Origin of the sequence: Methylocapsa sp. S129 (assembly GCF_009765995.1) — a bacterium.
In the GTDB taxonomy this organism is placed as follows: Bacteria; Pseudomonadota; Alphaproteobacteria; order Rhizobiales; family Beijerinckiaceae; genus Roseiarcus.
Genome location: NZ_LMUI01000020.1, coordinates 135,105 through 160,687 on the forward strand (window position 1 = coordinate 135,105; position 25,583 = coordinate 160,687).

Annotated in this window: 17 protein-coding genes; 11 read left to right on the top strand and 6 right to left on the bottom strand. The window is 63.6% G+C overall.

The genetic code is table 11. The features are described from left to right. Positions 1-17: 17 nt before the first annotated feature. The 7 genes from GSQ90_RS13340 (at position 18) to GSQ90_RS13370 (ending at position 8,513) form a co-directional block, all read left to right on the top strand. Entirely contained in the window at positions 18-407 is a 390-nt protein-coding gene (locus GSQ90_RS13340) for an MAPEG family protein (protein WP_158815323.1), read from the top strand. Positions 408-512: 105 nt separating this feature from the next. Beyond that, a complete protein-coding gene (gene lpdA, locus GSQ90_RS13345; protein ID WP_158815324.1) occupies positions 513-1,910 on the top strand; it encodes a dihydrolipoyl dehydrogenase in 1,398 nt (465 codons plus the stop codon). Positions 1,911-1,921: 11 nt separating this feature from the next. Further along, positions 1,922-2,722 carry a CDP-diacylglycerol diphosphatase gene (locus GSQ90_RS13350; RefSeq protein WP_158815325.1) on the top strand — a complete coding sequence of 267 codons (801 nt, stop codon included), beginning with the start codon at positions 1,922-1,924 and terminating at the stop codon, positions 2,720-2,722. A 175-nt stretch (positions 2,723-2,897) separates the two neighbouring features. After that, positions 2,898-3,443 (top strand): L,D-transpeptidase, encoded by a 546-nt coding sequence (locus GSQ90_RS13355; protein ID WP_158815326.1) that lies wholly within the window; start codon positions 2,898-2,900, stop codon positions 3,441-3,443. Between the two features lie 195 nt (positions 3,444-3,638). Continuing rightward, on the top strand, positions 3,639-4,604 hold the full coding sequence (locus GSQ90_RS13360; RefSeq protein WP_246731587.1) for a protein-L-isoaspartate O-methyltransferase: 966 nt from the start codon (positions 3,639-3,641) through the stop codon (positions 4,602-4,604). A 58-nt stretch (positions 4,605-4,662) separates the two neighbouring features. Next, positions 4,663-7,365, top strand: coding sequence for a hypothetical protein (locus GSQ90_RS13365; protein WP_246731588.1), 2,703 nt, complete (start codon positions 4,663-4,665; stop codon positions 7,363-7,365). Between the two features lie 125 nt (positions 7,366-7,490). Next, positions 7,491-8,513 carry an alpha/beta hydrolase gene (locus GSQ90_RS13370; protein WP_158815327.1) on the top strand — a complete coding sequence of 341 codons (1,023 nt, stop codon included), beginning with the start codon at positions 7,491-7,493 and terminating at the stop codon, positions 8,511-8,513. 37 nt (positions 8,514-8,550) lie between these two features. Here GSQ90_RS13370 and GSQ90_RS13375 read toward each other — a convergent pair whose 3' ends face one another. Continuing rightward, the gene (locus tag GSQ90_RS13375) at positions 8,551-9,180 is read right to left on the bottom strand and encodes a TetR/AcrR family transcriptional regulator (RefSeq protein WP_158815328.1); all 630 of its coding nucleotides are present in this window, start codon (positions 9,178-9,180) and stop codon (positions 8,551-8,553) included. A gap of 200 nt (positions 9,181-9,380) precedes the next feature. Here GSQ90_RS13375 and GSQ90_RS13380 point away from each other — a divergent pair, with 200 nt between their 5' ends. The 3 genes from GSQ90_RS13380 to GSQ90_RS13390 are packed head-to-tail and all read left to right on the top strand — an operon-like array spanning position 9,381 to position 14,090. After that, positions 9,381-9,755, top strand: coding sequence for a hypothetical protein (locus GSQ90_RS13380; RefSeq protein ID WP_158815329.1), 375 nt, complete (start codon positions 9,381-9,383; stop codon positions 9,753-9,755). Then, positions 9,749-12,919, top strand: coding sequence for an efflux RND transporter permease subunit (locus tag GSQ90_RS13385; protein ID WP_158815330.1), 3,171 nt, complete (start codon positions 9,749-9,751; stop codon positions 12,917-12,919). The genes GSQ90_RS13380 and GSQ90_RS13385 overlap by 7 nt, the downstream gene beginning before the upstream one ends. 16 nt (positions 12,920-12,935) lie before the next feature. Continuing rightward, positions 12,936-14,090 carry an efflux RND transporter periplasmic adaptor subunit gene (locus GSQ90_RS13390; protein WP_158815331.1) on the top strand — a complete coding sequence of 385 codons (1,155 nt, stop codon included), beginning with the start codon at positions 12,936-12,938 and terminating at the stop codon, positions 14,088-14,090. Between the two features lie 71 nt (positions 14,091-14,161). Here the strand turns inward: GSQ90_RS13390 and GSQ90_RS13395 are convergent, their stop codons facing one another. From GSQ90_RS13395 to GSQ90_RS13415, 5 genes are all read right to left on the bottom strand, one after another. Next, positions 14,162-14,755, bottom strand: coding sequence for a hypothetical protein (locus tag GSQ90_RS13395; protein WP_158815332.1), 594 nt, complete (start codon positions 14,753-14,755; stop codon positions 14,162-14,164). A 13-nt stretch (positions 14,756-14,768) separates the two neighbouring features. Further along, positions 14,769-16,187 (bottom strand): TAXI family TRAP transporter solute-binding subunit, encoded by a 1,419-nt coding sequence (locus GSQ90_RS13400; RefSeq protein WP_158815333.1) that lies wholly within the window; start codon positions 16,185-16,187, stop codon positions 14,769-14,771. 86 nt (positions 16,188-16,273) lie between these two features. Then, positions 16,274-19,741 carry a double-strand break repair helicase AddA gene (addA, locus tag GSQ90_RS13405; RefSeq protein ID WP_158815334.1) on the bottom strand — a complete coding sequence of 1,156 codons (3,468 nt, stop codon included), beginning with the start codon at positions 19,739-19,741 and terminating at the stop codon, positions 16,274-16,276. Then, positions 19,738-22,911 (bottom strand): double-strand break repair protein AddB, encoded by a 3,174-nt coding sequence (addB, locus tag GSQ90_RS13410; RefSeq protein WP_158815335.1) that lies wholly within the window; start codon positions 22,909-22,911, stop codon positions 19,738-19,740. The genes addA and addB overlap by 4 nt, the downstream gene beginning before the upstream one ends. A 524-nt stretch (positions 22,912-23,435) precedes the next feature. Then, complete coding sequence (locus GSQ90_RS13415) at positions 23,436-23,966, bottom strand: cytochrome b (protein WP_158815336.1); 531 nt, start codon at positions 23,964-23,966, stop codon at positions 23,436-23,438. Positions 23,967-24,235: 269 nt separating this feature from the next. Between GSQ90_RS13415 and GSQ90_RS13420 the strand changes: the two genes are divergently transcribed. Further along, positions 24,236-25,546 (top strand): sorbosone dehydrogenase family protein, encoded by a 1,311-nt coding sequence (locus GSQ90_RS13420; protein WP_158815337.1) that lies wholly within the window; start codon positions 24,236-24,238, stop codon positions 25,544-25,546. Positions 25,547-25,583: the final 37 nt, after the last annotated feature.

Consider the following 25,583-nt stretch of genomic DNA (forward strand, 5'->3'; position numbering starts at 1 on the left):
CAAGGAGGGGGAACGTCATGTCTTCGATTGAACTGATCTGCCTGGAACTCAGCGTTCTGCTTTTCATCGCGCATGTCGTTTGTCAGGCCGTCCTCGCACAGGGTGAGTTCGGCCAGCCGTTTCTCTTCAGCCCGCGCGACAATCCGCCTGCGCCCACTGGCGTCGCGATCGGCCGGGCGACACGCGCCCTTGCCAATTTTGTCGAAAATTATGGCGCTTTCGTCGCCATGGATCTGGCGCTGATTGTCACCGGACATACCGGCGGCTGGGGCGCGGTCGTTTGGATCGCCGCACGCATCGTCTACCTCCCGCTCTACCTTGTCGGCATTCCAGTCGTGCGCACTTTGTGCTGGACCGTCTCGATTATCGGTCTTCTCATGATGGTCGCGCGGCTCGCATTTTCATAAAACCGGCGGGTGGGCGCACTACGGCGTTTGACCTTATCCAAGTCAGCCAAGATCGAACGCAACGCTCAACCCTCCCTCTCGCCCTTTGAACAGCAGAAAGCACCTATGGCTTACGATCTTGTCGTCATCGGCTCGGGACCTGGCGGTTATGTCTGCGCCATCCGCGCCGCTCAGCTTGGGCTGAAGGTCGCCGTCGTCGAGAAGCAAAAAACCTTTGGCGGAACCTGCCTCAATATCGGCTGCATCCCATCGAAGGCTTTGCTCTACGCGTCGGAAATGTTCGAGGAAGCCGCGCATGGCATGGCGGCGCTCGGTGTGGTCGTCGGCGCACCCAAGCTCGATCTACCCGCGATGATGAAGCACAAGAGCGATACGGTGACCGCGAACGTCAACGGTGTCGCTTTTCTGTTTAAGAAAAACAAGATCGAGGCGTTCATCGGCGTGGGCCGAATCGTTGCCGCGGGCAGCGTCGAAGTCAAAGGCGCCGACAGCAAGACGACGATGCTGGAGACCAAGGCGATCGTCATCGCCACGGGCTCGGATGTGGCCCGGTTGCCCGGCGTCGAGATCGATGAAAAAATAATCGTGTCATCGACCGGCGCGTTGAGCTTGTCGAAGACGCCGGCCAAAATGCTCGTCGTTGGCGCGGGCGTCATCGGCCTCGAACTCGGGTCGGTCTGGGCGCGTCTCGGCGCCGACGTCACCGTCGTCGAATATCTCGATCGTATCTTGCCGGGCATGGACGGCGAGGTCGCCAAGCAATTTCAGCGCCTGCTGGAAAAGCAGGGATTCAAGTTTCACCTCGGCCATAAGGTCGCGAGCGTTGCGAAGACGGCGACTGGCGCCAAAGCAATCATTGAGCCTGCCAAGGGCGGCGAGGCGCAAACGCTGGAGGCCGATATCGTGTTGGTGGCGATCGGCCGGCGGCCGTACACCGAGGGGCTTGGTCTCGAGGGCGTCGGCGTCGCGCTGGAGCGAGGCCAAGTCGTGATCGATAATCATTTTCAGACCAATGTGCCGGGCATTTATGCGATCGGCGATGTCGTGCGCGGTCCGATGCTTGCCCATAAGGGCGAGGACGAGGGCGTGGCGGTCGCCGAAATTCTCGCCGGTCAGGCTGGCCATGTGAACTATGAGGCGATTCCGGCCGTCGTTTATACGTCGCCGGAAGTCGCCGTCGTCGGCAAGACCGAGGAAGAGCTCAAGGCGGCCGGGATCGCCTATAACGTTGGGAAATTTCCCTTCACCGCCAATGGCCGCGCCCGCGCGATGCGCCACACCGAAGGCTTCGTCAAAGTACTCGCCGACGCCGCGACCGACCGGGTCCTTGGCGTCCATATCTTAGGGTTTGGCGCGGGAGAGATGATCCATGAAGCGGTGGTGCTGATGGAGTTCGGCGGCTCCGCGGAAGATCTGGCCCGTTGCACCCACGCGCATCCCACGATGTCTGAGGTGATCAAGGAGGCGGCGATGGCGGTCGCCAAGCGGGCGATCCATATCTGACGGACGGGCCGATGAGCGCGCGCCTTCGACCGATCGCAACTTCGCGGGCTGCGCTATGGGCGGCCATAGCGGTTGCGGGCCTTATCATCGCGACGGCGACACTGGCGGTGCGCGCGGCCGATCGCTTGGTTCTGTGGCGCATCGTCCATGAAAAATGCGTCGTCGACCAGAGGGCCAATGGCGCGCCGGCGCCCTGCGCCTTGGTCGATATTTCCGGCGGCGAGGACAATGGCGTCGCGATTCTCAAGGACATCAACGGAATCGCTCAGCATCTGGCGATTCCGACCCGGCGCATCGCAGGCGTCGAAAGCCCAGACATTCTAGACGCTTCTTTGCCCAATTACTGGCGCGCCGCCTGGGCGGCCCGCTCCTATCTTAACGCGCGTCTCCCCCATGAATTGCCGCGCGACGCTATCGGGATGGCCATCAACGCGGCGAGCCGGCGTAGCCAGGACCAGTTGCACATTCACATCGATTGCGTCGCGCCCGACGTTCGCGACGCGCTTGGCGCCTACAACGGGCGCCTGAGCGCCGACTGGCATGTCCTGCCCTTCTTGCTCAAAGGGCGCCGCTATTGGGCGCGCCGGCTCGATTCGGTCGATCTGTCGGATGCGGCGCCCTTCCGGCTGCTGGCGGAGGGGGTCGAGGGCGCGAAAAACGATATGGCGCAGGAAACGCTGGTCGCCATCGGGGCGACCTTCGCGCCCGCCAGTCCCGGCTTTATCCTTCTGGCCGACCGCGCCGACCCCGGCGCCGGCGGCCATGGCGAGGACCTGCTCGACGCACGCTGCGCCATCGCCGGCGCGGCCTGACCACGGTTCATGGCAAGGTTTCTGGGCTCCGTTAACGATTTGAGGCGCAACTGTGCAGCAATCGTGGCTTGATTGTGGCGCCGCGCTTGCTTAGACTTTTGTAAGGGCGCGCTCGCTATTGCCGATGTGCCGGAATGGCGCAAGCGCCGCCCGCGTTCTGTTTGCGAGTTGCGTCATGCGTTCATTTCAGAGAGTTCTGCTGTCTCTTTTTGCGCTTTTTGCGATGTCGAGCCTCGCCCATGCGATGGTCAGGATCGACGTCGATCTTTCGTCCCAGACCATGAATGTCACGTCGGGCGACGGCGCCAACTACACTTGGCCGATTTCATCGGGGCGAGCGGGCCATTTGACGCCGCACGGCCAGTTTCGACCGCAACGGCTTTACGTGATGGTCCATTCAGCGAAATATAATAACGCGCCGATGCCGCATTCGATTTTCTTCTACGGCCAATATGCGATCCACGGAACGACCGCGGTCGGCGCCCTCGGTCGCCCGGCCTCGCACGGCTGCATTCGTCTGGCGCCCGCCAATGCGGCGACGCTTTTTGCGATGGTCCAGTCGCAAGGCGCGGCGATTTCGATTGTCGGCGCAATTCCGGGGGGCGGGGCGATGGCCCAACTGCATCATACCCATCGCAACGTCGCGGCGCTGGCTTATGCGCCCCACCACCGGGCGCGCTCGCTGAAGGAATGGGCTCGCGATCCCCTCGGCAACCGCTAAATCTCAAAAATCCGGTCCCGACGCCTGTCCGGCGTTGGGCCAATCGTCTTGACACGCAGGCCTTGAACTTCCCGCGTCGCTCTCCGCAATTGTCGTTACAATATCGCACCGCGAATCATCTGTCGCGTTTTGGCGCATTATGGGCTATCAGGCCGGGCGACCGCGCTTTACGTGATCCTATTGAGGAGGCCTTCGGTGCAAAGACGTAACTTCCTGGCCGGGACGGCCGGGCTTTTGGTTGGCGCGCTGGCGTCGCGCTTGGCGATGGCCGATGATGCGCCGGCCCCGGCTGCGGCGGCCCCCGCCGCCCCGGCGACTCCGGTAGCGCCCGCCGCTCCGGCGGCGCCTGCGACTCCTCCGGCCAAAGTGTTGCCAACGCCCTTCACCTTCGACCTCGCGCCGCCGACGGACAGCCGCGAAAAGTTCGTCGCCTGGGGCGTCGCCCAGCGCGAAGAGGATCCAAAATATCTTGGCGAACGGTTCGACCGCTTCGGCGCGCTCGTGCGCAACGAAGATCTCTGGGACGACCGCAACAAGAACGCGTTTCTGCTGACGCCGCGCGAAAAATTCGTGCGCGCGCCGAATCTCCCACGCGCCTATGAGCACGCCTTCCTCGACATCGGCTTTGGCGTCACTATTTCCGGGCCCCATATCGTCGGGCGCATGACCAACACGATCGACGTCAAGAAGGGCGAGAAGGTGCTCGAAATCGGCACCGGATCGGGCTACCAATCGGCCTATCTGTCGCATCTGACCGACAAGGTCTTCACCATCGAGATCATTAAGCCGCTGGCTGAGCGAACGCGCGCCACTTATGACGAATTGATCGCAGCCGGCTACAGCGAATTCAAAGCGATCAGCAGCAAGAACGCCGACGGCTATTATGGTTGGGAGGACGCAGGACCTTTCGACAAGATCATCGTCACCTGCGGCATCGATCACATCCCGCCGCCCCTGCTGCAGCAGCTCAAGCCGAACGGCATTATGGTCATTCCCGTCGGGCCGCCGGGCGCCCAGCGCGTGCTCAAGGTCGTCAAGACCCAGGGCGCCGACGGATCCATCACCGTCGCCCGTTCCGACATCTACGGCGGCAAGATCGTGCCCTTCGTGCCCTTCACCAAACTTGAAGGCGACGCGATCAAGGGGACGCATAACAATTGATGGCCGCGGTGATCGCGTGTGGGAGAAGGGCGCGCATTCCGCTGCCGAGGGCGGCGCTATGAACGACGGCTTCGCCGCGCCCGATCCGCTCGCTCTGACCCCCGTCGCCACTGAAGACATCGTTCTCGACGGGCGCGGGCGCCTGGCGCTTTATCTCGCCGTCGGCCTTGCCGCCGGCGCAGTTATCGCGCTGCAAATCGATATCATGCGCGTCTTCTCAGTCGGCTCCTGGGCGCATTTTGGCTCGCTGGTCGTCAGCCTCGCTATGCTTGGCTTCGGTCTGACCAGCGCCGTGATGTGCGTCGCCAAGGAATGGTTCCAGCGCCATTGGCGCATCGCCGCCACCGTCGCACTCGCCTTGTTCGGGCCGCTCGCCGTCGGCGCCAATCTCTATGTCCAGCAGCTCGGCTTCAACGCGATATTTCTGGTCTCTGATCCCGCGCAGAAGTGGAAGCTGCTCCAAATATTTCTTGCCGACCTCACGCCGTTTCTCGCCGGCGCCGTGTTCCTCGGCTGTGTGTTTTTGAAAAGCAACCGCACGTTTGGGCGCGTCTATTTCGCCGATCTGGCGGGCTCGGGCCTGTGCGGCCTGGTGTTTCTGGCGGCGATGTATCTTCTCAAGCCGGAAGACCTGATCGCCGCGCCGCTTGCATTGTGGTTCGCCGCGGGCATTGCCTGGTCCGTCGGCCCAGGCGGCCTGCGCACGATCGTTCCGCTTGTCGTCCTCGCGGCTATCGCTTTTGGCGGCCATTTCATCGCCGCGCCGGCGCTCGGCTGGAGTCGGCTCGCTGTCAATGACTACAAAGGCGTCGCCTACGCCCGTAAATTTCCGGATGCACAACGCGTCTACGAGAGCGTTTCGCCGTTCGGCTATATCGAGGCCTATTCCAGCTCTTATCTGCATTTTGCGCCCGGCCTCTCCGACAACGCCGCATTCAACCTGCCGAACATTCCGGCCAACGCCTATCTCGCGATGTATATCGACAGCGACGGGCCGATCGGCATCATCCGCAACCTGCCGGACAAGGACACGGCCTATTTCCGTTTCCTGCCGATGTACTATCCCTACGTCATCAAGAAGAATCCAAAGACTTTCATCACGCAATTCGGCGGCGGCATATCGAGCGCGCTGGCCTTGCGTTCCGGCTCCAGCAGCGTGACAGTCGCCGAAGGCAATCGGGCGGTGCTCGCCGCCTTCCATGATCCAGTGATCAAGGATTTCACCGGCGACATTCTCTCAAAAGTGCGCGTCATCGATTATGAGGGCCGCCACTTCCTCGCCCATACCGACGAGCGCTTCGACATTGTCGACTTGAGTCTCGCCGATTCTGTCGGACTGTCTAATCCGGGCGGCTTTGCGATCGTCGAGAAGTTCTCCTACACGCGCGAGGCGATGGAAACCTATATGCGCGCGCTCAGCGACGGCGGCATATTGTCGGTCACGCTGTGGAACAAGGAAGAGCCGCCCAAATCGATCCTGAAGCTCTACGCTACGATGGCGGCCGCCGCCAAAAACGTCGATCCCGCTCATATGGCCGATTCGTTCTTTGTCTCGTCCTCCTATCTCTCGACGGCGACGGTTCTGTTCAAGCGCGGCGGATTTACCGCCGACGAAATCGACAAGTTGCGCAAGCATACGCACGACATGTCGTTCGATGAGATCTATTCGCCCGGCTTGTTCTATGACGGCACGCAGACCGATCGCACGTTGGACGGCTATGTCGCGCAGATTTTCTCCGGCGCCGCGGGTGGACCGGCTGCGCCGATCCCGGCGACCGATGCGCAAGCGGCCGCCGATCCGACCGGCCCCGCCGACTCCACCGGACCTGCCGATCCGACGGCGCCAAGCGACCAGCCTGGCGCGAATGCCGACAATGGCATCCTTCCCGCGACCGTCATGGGGCGCCTCGCGTGGCATTCGCTGATCAACGGCGAATGGCCTGGTATCGCCAAACGTTATGTCTTCGATACGCGCTTGCTGACCAACGACGCCCCTTATTTCGCCGCCTACGTGAAGACGGCCGATCTTCCCAGGATCACAGATCGGCTTGAATTGTTGCAAGACGAATGGGGCTATCTGCTGATATGGGCGACGCTGGGCGTCGCCTGCGTCACGGCGACCGTTCTGCTCGCCATTCCGGTTCTGTGGGGTTGGCGTACGATCTTCTCGAAATCTCGCGGTAAATTCCTCACCATCGTTTATTTCGCCTGTCTTGGCGCGGGATATATCATGGTCGAGGTCGGACTGATCGCGCATTTCGTGATGGCTTTGGGCAATCCAACCGTATCGGCCTCGGTGTTGATCACCGGCATGCTGGTCTTTTCGGGATTGGGCGCGCTTCTCTCCGAGCGCGTGTTGCCGCGCATGCGTACGATCATGCCAATCCTGTTTGTCGCCATTGGCGGGCTGTTGATCGGCTACGCCTTCTTCATCAACAATGCGCTCGACGCGATCGGCGCCTTTCCCTATGGCGTGCGCCTCCTGTTGTCGTTCGCCATCATTGCGCCGCCGGCCTTCCTGATGGGATTCCCGATGCCGACTGCGATGACCACGCTTGGGCGGTTGGGCAAGGAACACATGTTCATCTGGGCCTGGGGCGTCAACGGATGCTTCTCGGTGATCGGCGCGGCCGCGGCGCCGGTGATCGCCACCAATTTCGGGCTTGGCGCGGTGATCGAGATCGCCGGCTGCGCCTACCTTCTGGCCTTGCCGGCGTTCTTCGGCGTAATATCGGGCGGCTCGTCGCGCCGCGCTGCGTAATCCCGAGGGAAAGCGCTGACTTTTGAGTAAGGATTATGCGCTAGCAAATGACTGAATGGCTGACCAAGGGCCGTGCCTCCGTTTGCGATGGCGCGAGTGTTGAGTTGATCGGCTCGGAGCGACGCATGAGCGACAGTCGGCATGCATCTCGTCTTGCGAAAGCCGCAGCGGGATTGGCTTTGGCTCTTCTGGTTGCGAGCTGCGCCGGAGGGCCGCCTGTGACCAGGGAAGCCGGAACGCCGAACGGTTCTTTCGGGCCGCAATTCGCCAATGCCGGCGGCGTCAATGTCGCGATGCCGGAATTCCAGAATTCCGCCTTCCCTTATCACGGCCTGATCCCGGCGAGCGCCGACAATCCCGGCAAGGATCGTCCGTTCATGAACGTGGACGACAAAGGCCGGCTCGGCCATCAGTCGCCGCGCGGCGGCGTCTATTGGGAGGACGCGACTTATAGCGACCGTCACGTTCTGCTTGCAGCGTCGCAGAATTTCGACAGCCGCAATCCAGGCGATCTCGTGATATTTTTCCACGGCAATGAGGCGACGCTCTCCCGGGACGTGCTCGATCGCCAGCAGGCGCCGCGCCAGCTCGCCGATTCCGGCCTCAATGGCGTAATGATTGCGCCGCAGATGGCGGTCGATGCGATGGATTCAAGCGCCGGCCGTTTCTGGAAGCCCGGCGCGCTCGCCGAATTTCTGGATGAGGCGGAGGTCAAGCTGGCCGCGCTCTATCCCGGCGCTTCGCGCAGCACGTTCAGCCGCATGCCGGTCATCCTTGTCGCCTATAGCGGCGGGTATCTGCCGGCCGCCTTTGCGCTGGCGCAGGGGGGCGCTTCGGAACGCGTGCGCGGCGTCGTACTGCTGGACGCGCTCTACGGGGAGGAAGACAAGTTCGCCGACTGGATCGAGCGCGAGCACAATCGCGCTTTTTTCGTCAGCGCCTACTCGAAATCCTCGCATGATCAGAATGAGGCTCTGCGCCGCCGCCTCGCGCAAGCTGGCGTCAATGTGCAGGACGGGATGCCGGAAACACTAGGCCCCGGGGTCGTGGCCTTTATCGACGCTGGCGACGTGGATCACAACGGCTTCGTCAATAGCGCCTGGACGAGCAATCCGCTGCGCGACGTGCTGGCCAGGGTTGCGCAATAGCAAAGCGAGAAATCTCAGCGCGCGGGAATGCGCGCTGTCAGTTTGCCGCCATAGCGGGCGCTTCTCTCCGCCTCTCCGCCGATTTTGGATTCTGGAATGATGCGATAATCGCCTCGCACATGCGCACGAATTTTGCGCTTGGTCCTTCGACGCCAACGCTTTGCCGGCTCACGCGGGCGCCTTCGAGCAAAAGCGACAAGGTGTCAGCGAGAAGGTCAGCTTGCGCGATCCCCGCTTCCCTGCACAGATTCGCGAGGCGGTTGCGCTGTTTGGTCTTGATTTCTTCGATCACCCGCCGCGCGGGATGATCGGTTTCGGCCAATTCGACCGCGGCGTTCGCAAGGTCGCAGCCCCGGTCGTCGCCGAAAACGCATTCAGCGCAGCCCGCGATCCAGGCATGCAGTTGCGCCAGGGGATCGCCGGGGTGGTCCGTTTCGAGTTCGACCCACCAGTGTTCGGCCTCAAGCGCCACGTCGCGCAGACATTGAATGATCAAATCGTCCTTCGATCCGAAGTGACGGTAAAGAGTCATCTTGTTGGTGCCGGCCGCCTCCGCGATCGCGTCGACGCCGATGCCCCGTATCCCGTGCCTATGAAACAGGTCTCTGGCGGCGCCGGCAATCCGATCGCGTGGGCGAAGCCTTGTCGTGGCGCATTCCTCTACCAAGTGAGTGTCTCCTGCTCCCGAAATTTGTTTGTCGTGACTATTGACTAGGGTGTGACCGGTCTGTATCTTCCGTGCTGTTACTTACCGGTAACACCCGACGTTGCGTTAGTCAAGACCGCGCCTTGGTCTCGATCTTGCCGGGCGACGCGGACCGCTGGCGTCGCTGTTTGATTGGCGCAGCAACAAAAAGGATCAAACCCATGGATGCGACAAGCAGCTTTCTATCGGTTGCCGATGGGGATACGGATTTCAGGACCGCGCATTGTGCGGAGCCGACGCTTGAAGACCTTCTGGCGGATCCGCTAACGCGCGCTCTGATGAAAGCGGACCACGTCGATGTCGGAGCCTTCGAACAGATGCTGCATTCCCTCGCTGGCCGTTTCCAGGCTGGACGCGCGCCGACGCAGCCGATCGTAGCCTTGAAAACAGGCGCTAAATCCAGCCTGCCGATTCCCGACTATCTGCATTGGACGTCTCTCGATCGTCTTTCCGAATCGGCTACGGCGCGATCCGTGTCCGGGGCGCTTGCGGCGAAGGCTTCCGGAAACATCTGCGGAACGCATTGCTCATGGTGAATTTCTTCATCCAGCGGCCGATTTTCGCTTCGGCGATCGCTGTCGTTATGGTGCTCGCCGGAGCGATTTGTTATTTTCTGCTTCCGGTCTCGCAATTTCCAAACGTGACGCCGCCCCAGGTCGTGGTGAACGCCATTTATCCCGGCGCCAGCGCGCAAGTCGTCGCGGATACCGTGACCACGCCGCTCGAAGAGCAGATCAACGGCGTCGAAGGCATGACCTATATGTCGTCGGCGAGCTCCAACGACGGCTCGTCGACCATCACCATCACGTTCGAAGTCGGCTATCCCATCAATACCGCGGCCGTCGACGTCCAGAACCGCGTGTCCCAAGCCGCTTCGTCGCTGCCGGCGATCGTCAACCAGGGCGGCGTGACGATCAAGAAACAGAACCCCAATTTCGTCCTCATCGTCAATCTTGTCTCGCCCGACGGATCCGTCGATCCCGTTGCTCTCAGCAATTATGCCTATCTTCAGATCGCCGACCCGTTGAAGCGTCTGCCAGGCGTTGGCGACATCCAGATATTCGGCGAGCGCCGCTATTCGATGCGCGTCTGGCTCGATCCCGACAAGCTCGCCAATCTTGGCATTACCGCCGTCGACGTCCAGAACGCCGTCGCCGAGCAGAATCTGCAGGTTGCGGCGGGCAAAATCGGCCAGTCCCCGGCGCCGCCGGGCACGCCGTTCGAAATGCAGGTCAATGCCGTCGGCCGGTTGAGCGATGCGACGGAGTTCGGCGACATTGTCGTGCGCGCCAACGCAGCGGACGGCGCCGTGGTGCGCCTGCGCGACGTCGCGCGCATCGAGCTCGGCGCGTTGCAATATTCCTCCTCGGCCTTTTTCGGAGACAAGCCGAGTGTCGTGCTCGCGGTCTTCCAGGCGCCTGGCTCCAACGCGTTGGAACTGCAGCAGCGTGTCAAGGACAAGATGCAGGAATTGTCGAAGCGCTTCCCCGCCGGCATCGACTACGCCATGCATTACGACACGACGCGGTTTGTTTCCGCCTCGATGCATGACGTGGTGATCACGCTTACCGAAGCGCTCATCCTTGTCATCGCGGTCGTGTTCGTCTTCCTGCAGAGTTGGCGAACGACGATCATTCCGACGATCGCGATTCCGGTGTCGTTGATCGCAACGCTGATCGTCATGCAATTGCTCGGTTTCTCGCTAAATATGCTGAGCCTGCTCGGCATGGTGCTGGCGATCGGCCTTGTCGTGGACGACGCGATCGTCGTCGTCGAAAACGTCGAACGTCAGCTTGAAGCCGGCCTGCCGCCGCTCGCGGCGGCGCGCAAAGCGATGGGCGAGGTCACTGGCCCGATCATCGCGACGACCGCAGTGCTGATGGCGGTGTTCATTCCCGTCGCCTTCATCCCCGGCGTCGCCGGCCGCCTCTACAATCAGTTCGCGTTGACCGTAGCGATCTCAGTGGCGATCTCCGCGTTCAATTCGTTGACGCTGAGCCCCGCTCTGAGCGCCGCGTTGCTGCGCGAGCGCAAGCCCACCCATTTCGCGCCGTTCCGCTGGTTCAACGCAGGCTTTGAATGGCTTTCGCACGCCTATGCGCGCTCGGTTCGCGTTTTCATCCGCTGGCGCTGGGCGATGCTTGGATTGTTCGCGGCGGGGCTGGTTGCGACCTATGCGGTGTCGGAGCGGCTCAACTCGACTTTCTTGCCCGTGGAGGACCAAGGCTATTTCCTCATCATCGTGCAGCTCCCCGACGGCGCCTCTCTGCAGCGCACCGACGCGGTCGCCAAGCAGGTGCGCGATGTCCTTCAGAACACGCCGGGCGTCGACATTGCCGGCTCGATCAGCGGCCTCAACTTTCTGACCAACGCCCAGCAGTCGAATTCCGCGATCGAATTCGCGGTCCTCAGGCCTTGGGACGAACGCGGAACGGCGCTGAGCGTGGCGAACATCCTCGCGTCGGTGCGCCCGAAGCTGTTCATGATTCCCGACGCTTTCGTTTTGGCCATCGATCCGCCGTCGATCAACGGGCTGGGCACTACTGGAGGATTCGAATTCCAAGTGGAGGATCTCGCAGGCCGCGGCGCCGTCGCGCTCAATGACGCGACGCAAGCGCTGCTCGCCGAAGCCCGCAAGCAGCCGGAGCTGAGCCCGCAGCAGATGTTCAGCTCCTTCAGCACTTCGACGCCGCAGTTCACCTACGATCTCGATCGCAACAAGGCGAAGCTGCTCGGCCTCAGTCTGCCCGATGTGTTCAACACATTGCAGATTTATCTGGGCTCGCTCTACGTCAACGATTTCAATTTGTTCGGCCGCACTTTCCGCGTGACGATGCAAGCCGACAAGGATGCTCGCGCTTCCGCGACAGATATTTCGCGGCTCTATGTGCGCAATGCGACGGGCGGCATGGTGCCGCTGAACACGCTCGGCCAGTTGCGCCCAATCGTCGGTCCGGAAACCGTTCCTCACTATAACAATTATGGATCGGCCCTGATCAACGGCGCCGCCGCGCCAGGCTTCAGTTCTGGCCAGGCGGTGGCGGCGATGCAGCGAGCGGCGGCGACCGCCTTGCCCAACGATTTCGGTTACGAATGGACGGGCATTACGTTTCAGGAGCTCAAAGCGGGTTCGATCGCCACGGTGGTGTTCGGACTGGCGATCGTCTTCGTCTTCTTGATTCTCGCCGCCCAGTATGAAAGCTGGACCATGCCCTTCATGGTGCTGCTCGCCGTGCCGCTCGCCCTCTTTGGCGCGCTGCTGGCGCTATGGGTGCGCCAGATGCAGATTGACGTTTATTCGCAAATCGGCTTCGTCATGCTGATCGGCCTGGCCGCCAAGAACGCCATTCTGATCATCGAATTCGCCAGACGGCGGCGCGAAGAAGGGCTCGAAATCGTCGAGGCGGCGATGGAGGCGGGGCGTCTTCGCCTGCGTCCCATCCTGATGACCGCTTTCGCGTTCATCCTCGGCGTGCTGCCGCTGGTGTTCGCAACAGGCGCCGGCGCGGCGAGCCGGCAATCGATTGGAACGACGGTGTTTGGCGGCATGGTCGCCGCGACAATCTTGACCCTGATCTTCGTTCCAGTTTTCTACGCCGTCATCGAGCGGTTGCGCGAGCGTCGCCCCGCGAGCGCGCCTGTCCCGGCGTCGGCGTCATCGACTTATGGCCCCGAGGCGAACCCTCAGGCGGCGGAATGAATTTGGAGACGATGTGATGAGAGTTTGGAAAATTGTTCTTGGAGCCGGCGTCGTGTTTGCCGCGATCGCCGTCTGGCATGTGCTCGATCGCAATGCAAAAAATGTTGTCGCCGGCGCGGCGGGCGCCGCGACGCCAAGCCCCGCGATGATGGCGATGCCCGTGCCCGTGACGAAAATCGTCAAAAAAACGCTGCCTATTTATCTCGAATATTCGGCGCGGACCGAGTCGATCGGCAATGTGACGCTGCAGGCGAAAGTGTCGGGATATCTCAAGGAGCAACTTGCGCCCGATGGCGCCGACGTCAAACAGGGCGACCTGCTCTACAAAATCGATCCGCGCGATTTTCAGGCTTCGCTCGATCAGAGCAACGCCCAAGCCGAACGCGACGCCGCTTCGCTTGATTATCTGCGCTCCAATTTCAATCGTGGCACTGAGCTCGCAAAGACTGGCTTTCTCGCCAAGGATGCTTTCGACCAGCGCGGGAGCAATATGCGCCAGGCCGAGGCCGCGCTCTCTATGGATCAGGCCGCGATTCGCGGCGCGCAGTTGAATCTCGGCTATACCGAGATTCGCGCGCCCTTCGCGGGGCGGTTGGGACGCAATCAGGCGCCGATCGGGACGCTTGTCGGCGCTTCGGGCACCGTGCTGAACAATCTGGTTCAACTCGATCCGATCTACGTCACATTCAATCCCAGCGAGACGGATCTTATTGAACTTCAGAAGGCCCGCGCGGCAGGCAAGGTCGAAGCCGATATTCTTCTACCCGGCGAAACACAGCCGTCCCAAAAGGGCGAACTGACGTTCATCGACAATATGGTGGATCGCGCGACCGGCACGATCACTGCCCGCGCGACGATCGGCAATGCCGACTTTCATCTGCTGCCGGGCCAGTATGTCCGCATTCAGTTGCATATCCGCGAACAGCCCGATGCGCTGATGGCGCCGCAAATCGCGCTTGGATCAAGCCAGCTCGGCAAATATGTCTATGTCGTCGGCGCAGGCAATAAGGTCGACCAGCGTCTCGTCTCGCTCGGTCGGACGGACGGCGATCTCGTCGCCATTACCGGAGGCGTCGCCGAAGGCGACCAAGTCATCGTTGGCAATCTGCAGAAGATCGGCCCTGGAATGCCCATCCAGCCCATGCCAAGCAAGACGGAAACGAAATCGTAAAGGCGCGGCAATCGAAGTCGGCGCGCTCATTTCGCGACGTCGGCGCAGGACGCGCGACGATTCTGAAGGGGTTACGGCGCTTCCAGCGCCGCCATGCGTTCGCGCGCGGCGCCCATCCCGGCCGCCAACGCTTTGGCGTAATAGTCGCGCGCCTTGCCCGCATCGCCCTTGATGCCCAAAACGCCCATGCGGGCGAGCGTCATGGGATCGTAGCTCTCGCCAAGCACCATAAGAGCCCGGACATCTCCGGCCTCGGCTGCCCGTTCGAGATAGGGGCGGGCCCCGGCAATATCGCCGGCCGCCATCGCGACCAGCCCCTGTGCGCAAAGCCGCCTAGCGGTCTCGCTGACAGGCGACGAGGCGCCCGGAGCGGAGAGGGATAAGTTCACTGAACGCGTCGCCGCTGGACTCGCCGTAGTTGTCGTCGGATTCGCTTGCAGCGCAACTGTCAGTTTGGCTATCGCGGCGGCGTCGGTATTGGCGTCCGCCGCCGCAGCGGCCGGCGCCGGCTTCGCGGGCGTCGAACTGACGACGAAGACCGGTTGTGACACTACGGACTTACTCGATAGCGACGTCTTTTCCATCGGCGGCCAAAAGGCCAAGCCAAGCACCAAAGTCAACGCCGTGGCGCCCGCGCCCGCGCCTAGTCCAATCAGATTGGGCATTTACGGTCTCCCGTCATTGCGCCGCCCCGCTCAATTTCATCAAGCTCTCATAGAGTTTATCGGAATCTGCGCCGCCCGGCCCATCGCTGCCGCTCGCGGCCGTTTCCGCCGCGCCACGGAACGTATCGAGGGCGGCGTTTGGGGTCCCTTGGTTCTGATCGAGCCAAGCTTGCGTCGCGCCGAAGCGCGGCCAACCGAGGATTCTCGCGGCGAGATTGACATCGTTCCACCGGGAGCCGCGAAGAACGCCAACACTCTGGTCGAATTGCGCGAACAAACGGTCTGCGATCGGCGCGATCCGGGCGGTGCGCGGCGAATCTGGCGCCGCATCGATCGCCAGCAGCGCGGTAGGCACGCCGATCGTATCGACTTTGTCGTCAACGCCGATGAGATTGGCTTGATCGTGCGAAGTCAACCGCATGGGGCAGTAAAGCGCCTGCAGCGCGGGGGCATAAGGAATGGAGACGATGTGAAAGCGCCCATCCTTGCCAAAATCGGCCAAAGCCTTGGAATCGCCGCCGCCGACCACGAAGATCGCGTCGATCTCACCGCGCGCCAGATGTGAAAGCGCGTCCGACAGCGGTTCATTGGTCATCGTCGGCGCGATGTTCAGCCGCGAAAAGACAATAGCCGCACTTGCCGCCGTAGCGCCGTCCGCGGCGGCCACATTAACCTTACGACCAGCGAGCTGATGAATGTCGGCGATAGCGCGCGGCGCGATCAAAGCGATCGGTTCGTTGGCGAGCCGGACAACATAGGGCGCCCGTGCGCGCCAATCCGCGCCCTTGTCTGTCAACCCATTGCTGGAATCGCCCATGGCGTCCATCGGAACAACAGCGAGATCGGCTGAATCGGCGTCAACCACCTTGTCCAACGCGGCGGCCGAAGTTTTGCCGGCGATGGCCTTCACATGCAGACCGCCGCTTTGCATGGCTTGCGCGAATTCGGCGGCCATCCGCGTCGCCGACGCATCGGCCCCGTCCGCTAAAACAAGAATATCGCGCGTGCTGGCCGGCGCGGCGGCGTTCGATTCGGGTTTTGTCGCCGGCGCAGCGGCGGTTTCGCCGGCGCGTCCGCCATCACGCCATGCGCCGTGCCAAAGAACCCGGTGCCCGTTATGAAACACCGGCTTGTCATAGCGCACCATACCGCCATGCCTTAGCGAGGGCGTCTTTTCGGCAGAGGTCGGCGTGTTGTCGGACGCGGCGGCCGGCTCGGTCGCCGGTTGCGCTTCTTGCGCCTGCGGCGCAGCGCCACCGGCGGCGCGAGCCGCCGACGGCAGCGCGAACGCGGCCGCGATTACGAGGGTTGCGATGCTCGCCTCGCGCGATTTGCGGCGAAACGCACTCGCCCGCAAACCGCCCGCCGTCGTCCGCGAAATGTCCTTATACGCGCGCCAAAGCGGGTCGAGACGCTGAACTCTGATCGTCATACGAATAGCATTCCCTGCAAAATGCGACCTCTTCAAGGCAAAGCGCGCGCGCGTCAACTGTGGCGACAATATGAACATGGCAATTTTCATATTGTGGTCAAAAGTTTGGCGAGCGCTTGATCGAGCGCACCAGGGTCGATTTCCATAATATCGGGATTGTCGAGCCAGACGAGGAAAGCGCGCAACGGCCGCTTGGGATAGAGCGGGGCCAGAGCCGCGCGGTAAAGCGCGAGCTGCGCTAGATATTGAGGCGACGTCGGGCCGTGCGGCGCGCCGCTCTTGAAATCGGCGATCAGCACGCCCTCTTCGTCAATCGCGATCCGGTCGATGCGCCCCGCGAATGGCGCTGACGCGCTGCCAGGCCGCGGGGTGTTCGCCGCGATCGCGACCTCCGCTCGCGAATTGACGCCGAACAGCGAGACCAGGCGCTCATCCTCGATCACGCTCAGCACGCGCTCGATGATGGCCCGATATTCCTCAACCGGCGTCTCCAAGCCGCGTCTGGCCAAAAACCGCATTGCGGCGTCGCGCCGCTGCTCTGCGGCTATGTCGGGGAGATATTGCAGGAGAGAATGACTGAGACGCCCCGCTTCAAGCCGGCTCTTGCGCGCCGGGCCAATGACCATCGTCGAGGGGGCTACAGCCGCGCGCGATGGGTTGAGCGCAGTCGGCGCCCTTTCAGGCGTCGCACGGACGCGTAACCAAGGCGGCGCCGGTTCTCGGTCACTGACCGTTTCGGCGCGCAAGCCGCCCGTTGCGACCGAGGCGTGGCCGAGGCGCCAGATTTGCTCATCGCCGCTCCAGGGCGAGGGGGAGGGGTTCATGGCGCCATCGAGCCCGGCGCGCGCCATGTCGTACCAGCAATCCCTGGCCTTGCCGCGCGGTCCGTGAAAGCCTGCGATGACGAGCCGCTCGGCGGCGCGCGTCATCGCGACATAAAGCAAGCGCCGGTGTTCGCCAGCCGCCGCTTCGCGCACGACCGCGCGGGCTTGCGCGACGCCGGAGGGATCGCTCGCTTCACGCGGCGACCAGGCGATCAGTGGCGGGTCGCCCGGATTTATCGCATCGAGCGTAAACAATTTGGGATCATGGCGCCCGCTTGGGCCGCCGCATGTGTCGGGCAGGAAGACGATGCTCGCCTCCAGTCCCTTGGCGGCGTGGATGGTCATCACGCGAACGCTGTCGCCGCTCGCCTCCATGTCGCGCTTGACGGAAACGTCGGCGCCTTCGATCTCCTGGAGAAAGTTGAGCAGCGATGGCGCATTGCTTTGCTCGAAAGCGAGGGCCAGCGAAAGGAATTCGTCGATCGCGTCTCCGGCTTCCGGCCCCAGACGCGACAGAATCGCGCGGCGGCCGCCATCTTCGCTTAGAAGGCGAGCATAGAAGGCGAACGGCGAGAGATGGCGGGCCCGTTCGCGCCAGATTTCCAGCCGTCGATGCGTCTGCGCGAATCGCTCGTCCGAGGCCTCGGCGAGCGCCTGCGTCAGCGATCCCTCGCGCAATGGCGCAAGCGCGATCAGGTCCGTGTCGCCGAGCCCGATCAATGGCGATTTGAGGACGCAGGCGAGCGCCAGATCGTCGTCGGGCGAGAGCGCCGCGCGCCCCACGGCGACAAGATCCATCGTCGCGATATGCTCGCCCAAAGCCAGGCGATCGGCGCCCGCCGCTTTCACGTCCGCCTCTTTGAGGGCGCGGATCATCGCTTCGAAGAAAGCGCCGCGCGAACGCACAAGAATCATGATGTCGCCGGGCGCGATCGGCCGGGAGCCGCCGCTTCGCGCATCATGCACGCGTTCATGCGAACCGGGCGACAGCCAGCCGCCGATGACGCTGGCGATGCGTTGGGCGAGCTGCACGGCGGGGTCTTGACTGGAGGGCGCGTCAATGGGCATCAGCCAATTGTCTGGGACCGCTTCGCTTGTCCCCTCGATCGGCTCCCAGACTTCGACAAGGCCCGGCAAAGCGCTGCGAAACGCGATATGCGGCGGCGCCTTCTCCTCATCCGCCGCCATGCCGCGCCAAGTCTGCGCGACGCTGAACGTCTTGTCGACGCCCTCGAGCACCGTCGCGGCGGAACGGAACGAAAGGTGCAGCGGCACTTCGGCGAAATCGAGTTCGGCGCGCTTGTGGCGCATCGCGAATTCCCTGCGCATCTCCGCGAACATTTTCGGCGCGGCGCCCTGGAATGAATAGATCGACTGCTTTTCGTCGCCTACTGCAAAGAAGGTCCGGATTATTTCCCGCGCGCCTTTGCCTGAAGTGAAGTCCTCGGCCAGTCGTTTGAGGATTTCCCATTGCTCTTTCGACGTGTCCTGCGCTTCGTCGACGAGGATGTGATCGATGCCGGAATCGAGCTTGTAGAGCACCCAGGCGGCGTCCGACCGACTGAGCAACGACAAAGTTCGCTCGATCAGATCGTCGAAATCGAGCAGGCCGCGTTGCGCTTTTTGCCGCGCATAGGCGGAGAGAATCGCAGCGGCAAGTTCGATCAAAATGAGACTGCGCGCGAGCGTTTGCGCCGCCTTGAGTTTTTCGCGCAAGGCGATGAGGCGCTCCTGCTCGGCCTGCAGGCGCGCAAGCAGGCCAGGGAAGCGCGCTTCGAGCGGTTTGGTGATGAGCTTGCGATCGCCGCCGCCGCGCGGCTCATCCGCCTTGGTGAAGAAGACGGAGAGATAGGATTTGAGGGTGAACTCGCGGTCGCTTGCATCGACAGCCTCGCGCAGCGCGGCCGCTAAATCATTATCTTTCTTGCTGCCTTGATCGAATTGGACAGCAATATTGACCCAATTGGCCCGCCCGCCGAGGCCCGTCAGCATCGCGCTTTCGAGCGTGGCGACATCCTCGCCCGGCTCCAGCCCGAGGCGCTCCGCCAAAGCCTCGCCATATCCGGTCGAATCGCCGCAAAAGGCCATCGACTCGACGATTTCGGCGCGCAGCCCGAGCGCTTCGCGCAGCAATTTGTCGAATCCGTCGGCGCCCGCCTCGCGCGCCACGGCGGCCAGCCGTTGCTCCCCTTCGACATTGCGCACCGCTGCTGTGAGCGCTTCGGCCCGTGCGCGCTCCAGCAGCAGCGCGGCGTCGCGCTCCTCCACGACGCGAAAGCCGGCCGCGACATTGGCTTCGAAAGGGAACAGATGCAGCAACCGCTCGCAGAAGGCGTGGATCGTCTGGATCTTCAGGCCGCCGGGCGTCTCGATCGTGCGCGCGAACAGGCGCCGCGCGAAGCTGAGCCGCGCCGCGTCAGGCGTTCCGGCGCCGACTTCGACGATCGCCGCGCGCAAAGCGTCGTCCGAAAGCTGCGTCCATCGCGCGAGCGTCTTGAACACGCGATCCGCCATGTTGGCCGCGGCCGCCTTGGTGAAGGTCAGGCACAGAATGCGCGAGGGCGGCGCGCCGCCGAGCAGCAGGCGCAGCACCCGTTGCGCGAGCACATGCGTCTTGCCCGAACCCGCATTGGCCGAAACCCAGGCCGAGGCGCGCGGATCGGAGGCGCGCGCCTGCGCCACGCGCGCGCCCGGCGGGATCTCAGGCCGCCCTGCCGCTGGCGCGCTCATGAGCCGCCTCCGTCGCCGTCGCTCAGGCCGCCCGTCGCCGACCATTCCTTGACGCGGGCCAGATGATCGTAGGCGCCGAAGCGGCTGGCGAATTTCGGATAGGGGCGCGACAGATAGGGTGTTTCAACTTTCGCAAATTGTTCAAGCAAGACGATCAATTCACCGAAATGCTTTTCGACGATTTCGGCGAAACTCGCGTCCTTGAATACGAGCTCGCGCGTTTCGCCGCCTTTGGCGCCGCCCAATTTCAAATAGAGCGCGCCGATCGCCTTGACGCCATGGGCCGCGGGAAACGCCCCCCGCGCAAGCATCGCGGCCTCCAGTGTGAGCTGCGGCGCAAAGCCGACCTGCACTTCGCCGACGCCGGGCGGCGCTCCGGTCTTGTAATCGATCAGCACCGCGCCGCCGCCCTTGATGAGATCGATGCGGTCGGCCCGGGCGGTGAGCTTGAAGGATGCGCCCGTCGCCAGCGGAATCGCCAGCGATCCATTCTTCTCGACCAGAATGCGCTCGACGATCGCGCGTTGCGCGCGATCAAAGTCGAGGAAATAATCGAGCCCGCGCTCGACGCGCGGCCAGGTCAGCGCGCGGAAAGAAGGGTCGGCCAGCATGGACGCAAATTGCTCGCGGGCGATGCGCGCCAAGACATCGCGCGCGTCGCCCGGCATTTCGCCGCCGGGGAAATGCGCGGAAAAGGCGCTCAGCGCCTCGTGCCATTGCGTGCCGATTTCGCGAGCGCCTTGAACCATGCCGATCGGCTCCAGCGGCTGCAGCCGCAGGATGCGCTCGGCATAGATCGCGTAAGGGTCGCGTCGCAAAACCTCGATGCGCGTGACGCTGAGGCTTTTGGGGCGCAATTCCAGCGCCGGACGCGGCTCGGGTCGCCTGATCGGCGCGATGGCGGCGGGCGCGTCGATGTCTCGCGCCAGCGCAAGCCAGGCCTCGCCCCGCGCGCCGGCCGTGGCATAGGCGGCCTCGCCCGCGACCGCGCCCATGCGCTGCAAGAAGCGCGAGGCGACGGTCGGCGCGCCGCCCCGTTTTTTGGCTCGGCTGAGGATCGCCTCAGGCGCGCCGAGCGCGGCGACAAAATCATGTGCGGTCTGGCCGATGCGCCGCTCCGGCGCCGACAGGCCGAGCGCGGCGCGCATCGGGCGGTTGAGGAACGAATCGGTTTGCGCCTGCGGCGGCCAGACCGTTTCGTCGAGGCCGGCGACCAAGGTCAGATCGAACGACAGCAGCCGCGCTTCCAGAAGGCCGAAAATGTGCAGCCGGGGATGCGCGGCGCCCGCATCCGGCGCGCGTTGCTGGGCCGCGACCGCATCGAACAAAGCGATGTAATCGATGCGCTCGCAGGCAAAACCATGCTGTGCGGCCTCAATCCATTCCTCCATCAGCGCGATCAGCGTCTCGCCGCCGGACGCTTCGACCAGCGCATCGCTCTCGGTCAATCGGTCGAGCGTCGCCGCGTGCGCGGCGACGAAATCGGCGAGCGGCGCGTTCGCTGGCAAATCGCGCAAAGGCGCGAGCGCGGCGCGCGCATCGCGCAGCAGACGTTCGGCGGCGTTCCATTCTGCCGCGCTCAATCGCCTGCGCGCGTCATGCGCATGGGGATCGCTCGCCGATTTCTTCGCGGCTTCGAACAAGGCCTCGACATTGTCGAGACCCCCCGCCGGCAGAACGCCGCGCAAGGCGCCGATCTCCAATGCGCGCGCCGCCGCTTCGACTTCGTGGCGCGGACGCGCCAGAAGCGCGAGCGGATGGGCGAGCAGGGCGAGGAGATCGAGCGCACGCCCCTCGAACGCCGCGCCAAGGATGAGCCGCGCAAAAGCGCCGGCGGCGGTCTGGCCAAGCTTTTCACCGGCCGAATCCTCGACCTCGACGCCCCAGCGCGCGAGTTCCGCCTTGACGCGCCGGCTGATCTGCAGGTCGGGCGAAATCAGCGCCGCCGTCTTTCCCGGAACCTCGAGCGCGGCGCGCATCGCAATGGCGAGCGCGAGCGCCTCTTCGATTTCGTCGTTTGCTTCGATAATGGTGACGCCTTCCAGCGCTTCGTCGACGCCCTCCGCGCGAATCGCGCCCTGGGCTTGCCAAAGGTCGGTGGAATCGGCAGGGCGCAACGCCTCGCTCAAGAAACGGGCGCGGCTTTGCAGCGTGGGCGCGACATGCCCCAATGGCCGCACGTCGTCCCGTTCGGCTTTGACAATGCTGAGCAGGCGGAACAGGGCGGCTTGCGGATGGCCGGCGATTGTCTCGCCATCGGCGCCGATCATCCGCCATGAAGGCTCGTCCAGCCTGCAATCGAGATCAGGCAGCACCACCGCGCCTTGCGGCGCGCGCGCGATCGCCGCGATCAGGTGCGCCGTCGCACGGTTCGTTCCGGTCGACCCCGCTATGACGACGGGCCCTTTCATCGCGCCGGCGGCGAGCCGGGCAATCTCCTGCTCCACCAGCAGCGCGCCGCGCGCCGCCTGGTCGACGAGGCCCCGCTCGGCGAGCCACGCCGGCCATTGCGCGATGGCGATCTTGAGAAAATCGAGCGTGATGCGCCAATAGGCGTCGAAATCGCCCGGCGCGAGGCTGTCGAGCCGCTCCCACGGCACGCCCTCGATGATCATGTCGTCGATCAGTGCGCCAAGATCGCCGGCCAGAAAAAAAGCCTGCGCTGGACTGGCGGCGACCAGCGGCGCCTCATGGGGGTGGAACAGCAATTGCCCATCGACGTCGATCCGGGCGATAGCGCCGCGCAAAGCCTGCCCCCAGGCGCGCGTCAACCGCGCCAGGATCATCCGCCGCATCAGTTCGGATACGGCGTCCGGCGCCTCCGTGATGAGATCGCTTGGCTCCTCGAACAGCAGGCCATCTTGCGTCGCCTCGAAAGCGCCGAGCGGCGCGATGCGCGGCAGGATCAGGCTGGCGCCGCCGCTGGCGTTGACCAGCGCTTGGCTCAGCGCGCGCGCCGCGCGCTGCGTTGGCACGTAGATGGTGGCGCGCGCGAGAGCGAGCGGGCCCGCGTCGCCGGGAAAGCCCTCGACCAGCGCGCCATCGAGTAGGGCGCGGCTGAGCGTTGCGAGAAAGGGCGCGCCGGCGGGGATGGAGAAGAGGTTAGGGCTGCGCAGAGGAGGCTCGCTTTGGCGCGGGAGGATTCCCGGTCGAAAAGGCTCAGCCGTCATTGCGAGCGGCGCGAAGCCATCCAGAAATCGTGACGCCGGGCGGTTCGCACGCCGGTGCGTCGGGACCAACCCTTAAGCGGGACCTCCGCGACGACACTAATCACCGGACGTCACGACCTCTGGATGGCTTCGCTCCGCTCGCAATGACGATCAACGGCTCGACCATAAATCATCACGCGCTGTGCAGGAAGGCGGGGCAGCGAACCCTGCGGGCCCAGTTCCCCGGGCGATCGTGGATCGGCCTCATCGTCCAAAATCGAACGGGCGGAAAGCTCGCTGCTTCCGCTTTCCGCTGTGCAAGCGCGCATATCGTCGATGCCAACGCAGACCGACTTCGGCTAGTTTGCGCGCGACCAGGAGAAAAGAGCGCAATGAACTTGTCCGGTATTTTCGCACGCAGCGGTTGCGCTGCCGGGGGCGCTTTCCGCATTTTTCAACTCACGCGCGGACCGGGCGGAAAGGGATGAGCAAATTCCTTATGGCGCCGAGTCTTCGGGAGACGAATCGCGACATCAAAACAGGAGCTAATAGCGATGCGGCGCCATTCGTCGAAGCACTTCGTCTTTCAGGGCGTAATGATGGATGAGCGCGGCCACCGCATGCAAAAACGCGAGGCCGAGCAAGATATTGGCGGCGAGTCCATGCCAATGGGTTATAGGTCGGCGCAAAGCCGAGTCGCCAAGCTGCGGCACATTGACAATATCGAAAAGGCTGGAACCCCGAACAAACGCGTTGACGACGCCGAGCGCTACGACTGTCAGAAGCAGGGCGTAAAGCAAACAATGCGTCGCTTCGGCAAGGAAATGGAGAATGCCGGAATCGGCGGCGGGCAGCCGTCGTCCGCCAAGGCTGCGCCATAGGATTCGCCACGCCAGCACAAAAGCGAGGGCAAAGCCGAGCAGGACATGTATTGACCAATAATCAGTTTTGACCGCGCCGCGAGGAAGCCAATCTGCGGTTTGACCGATGATCCAAAGCACGACGACCAGCGCCGCCGTGGACCAGTGCAGCGCGATCGTGGTTGTATCGTATTTCAGGTGGGTTTCATTTGTCATAAGTCTCAATCTGCCTTCTTCCTTCGCGTGGTCAAGCGCGCGGGGATGGTGTAATTCGAATTCATGCGCGCGCAGCCTATTATTGCTGTCTGCGCTATCACCGTTATAGCTTGGAATGCCTGGCCGTCGCGGGCCGCCCTCAACATCCAACGCGTCGACCGCGTAGAAAACTCCCGGCCCCTGCTTCCGGCTGTGCAAGCGCGCATATCGTCGGTTCCAACGCAGGCCCGCTTCGGCTAGTTTGCGCGCGACCCAGGAGAAAGAGTGCAATGAGCTTGTCCGGTATTTTCGCACGCATCGTCGCGCTGATTGGCGCTGTCATGGTTGTCTTGCGGCGGCTGCAGGGCGGCGCGCACGAGCCTGCGTTGGGCGGCGCTCCGGCGATCCCGGCGGCAAAGCCGCAGGGCGCGCTTCCGACGCTCAAGATGCCGACGGCGAGGGGATGGACGACAGGACAGACGCCGGTCGCGGCGCCCGGGCTCAAGGTCAATGCGTTCGCAGCCGGTCTCAAGCATCCCCGCTGGATTCACGCGCTGCCCAATGGCGACGTGCTCGTCGCCGAGGCGCTGACCCAGGCCGGCCCCATCAAGACCGCGTTCGACTATGCCATGTTCAGCACGATGAAACGCGCCGCCGCTGTCGGCGACAGCCCGAATCGCATCACGCTGCTTCGTGACGCGGATGGCGATGGCGTCGCCGAAATCCGGGAGACGTTTCTGGAAGGGCTGAACCAGCCGTTCGGCATGGCGCTGCTGGGCGATACGTTTTATGTCGGCAATACCGATGGCGTGGTGGCCTTCCCATATGCCGCGGGGGCCAGCCGCATTACCGCGCCGGGGCGGAAGCTGACCACATTCAAGCCTGGCGGCCATTGGACGCGAAGCTTGCTGGCGAGCCCCGACGGGTCGAAACTTTTCGTCGGCGTCGGCTCGCTCACCAATATCGCCGACGACGGCATGGACGTGGAGGAGGGCCGCGCGGCCATCTACGAGCTTGATCTGGCGAGCGGCGCGAGCCGCGTTTTCGCCGGCGGTCTGCGCAATCCTGTGGGCCTCGCATGGGAGCCGCATACCGGTGCGCTTTGGACGGTGGTCAACGAGCGCGACGGCCTCGGCGACGAGACGCCGCCCGATTATCTGACCTCGGTGCGCGACGGCGGCTTTTATGGCTGGCCCTATTGCTATTGGGGACAGACGGTCGACGACCGGGTGCCGCAGGACGCGGCCGCGGTCGCCAAAGCTGTCACGCCGGACTATGCGCTGGGCGGCCATACCGCGTCGCTGGGCCTCTGCTGGCTGCCCGCCGGCACGCTTCCGGGCTTTCCGGACGGCATGGCCATCGGGCAGCACGGCTCCTGGAATCGCAGCACGTTAAGCGGTTACAGGGTCGTCTTCGTGCCGTTTGTGGATGGACGCCCGGCCGGGCCGCCGCGCGATATTCTGACGGGGTTCCTGGCGCCAGACGAGCGGGCGTCCTACGGACGACCTGTCGGCGTGACGATCGGGCCCGATGGCTCCGTGCTGGTGGCGGACGATGTGGGCGATGTGATCTGGCGCGTGACGGGCGAGGGGCAGAGCTGAGCCAGCCGCCGAGTTGCGATCGAAGCGCATCCTCAGT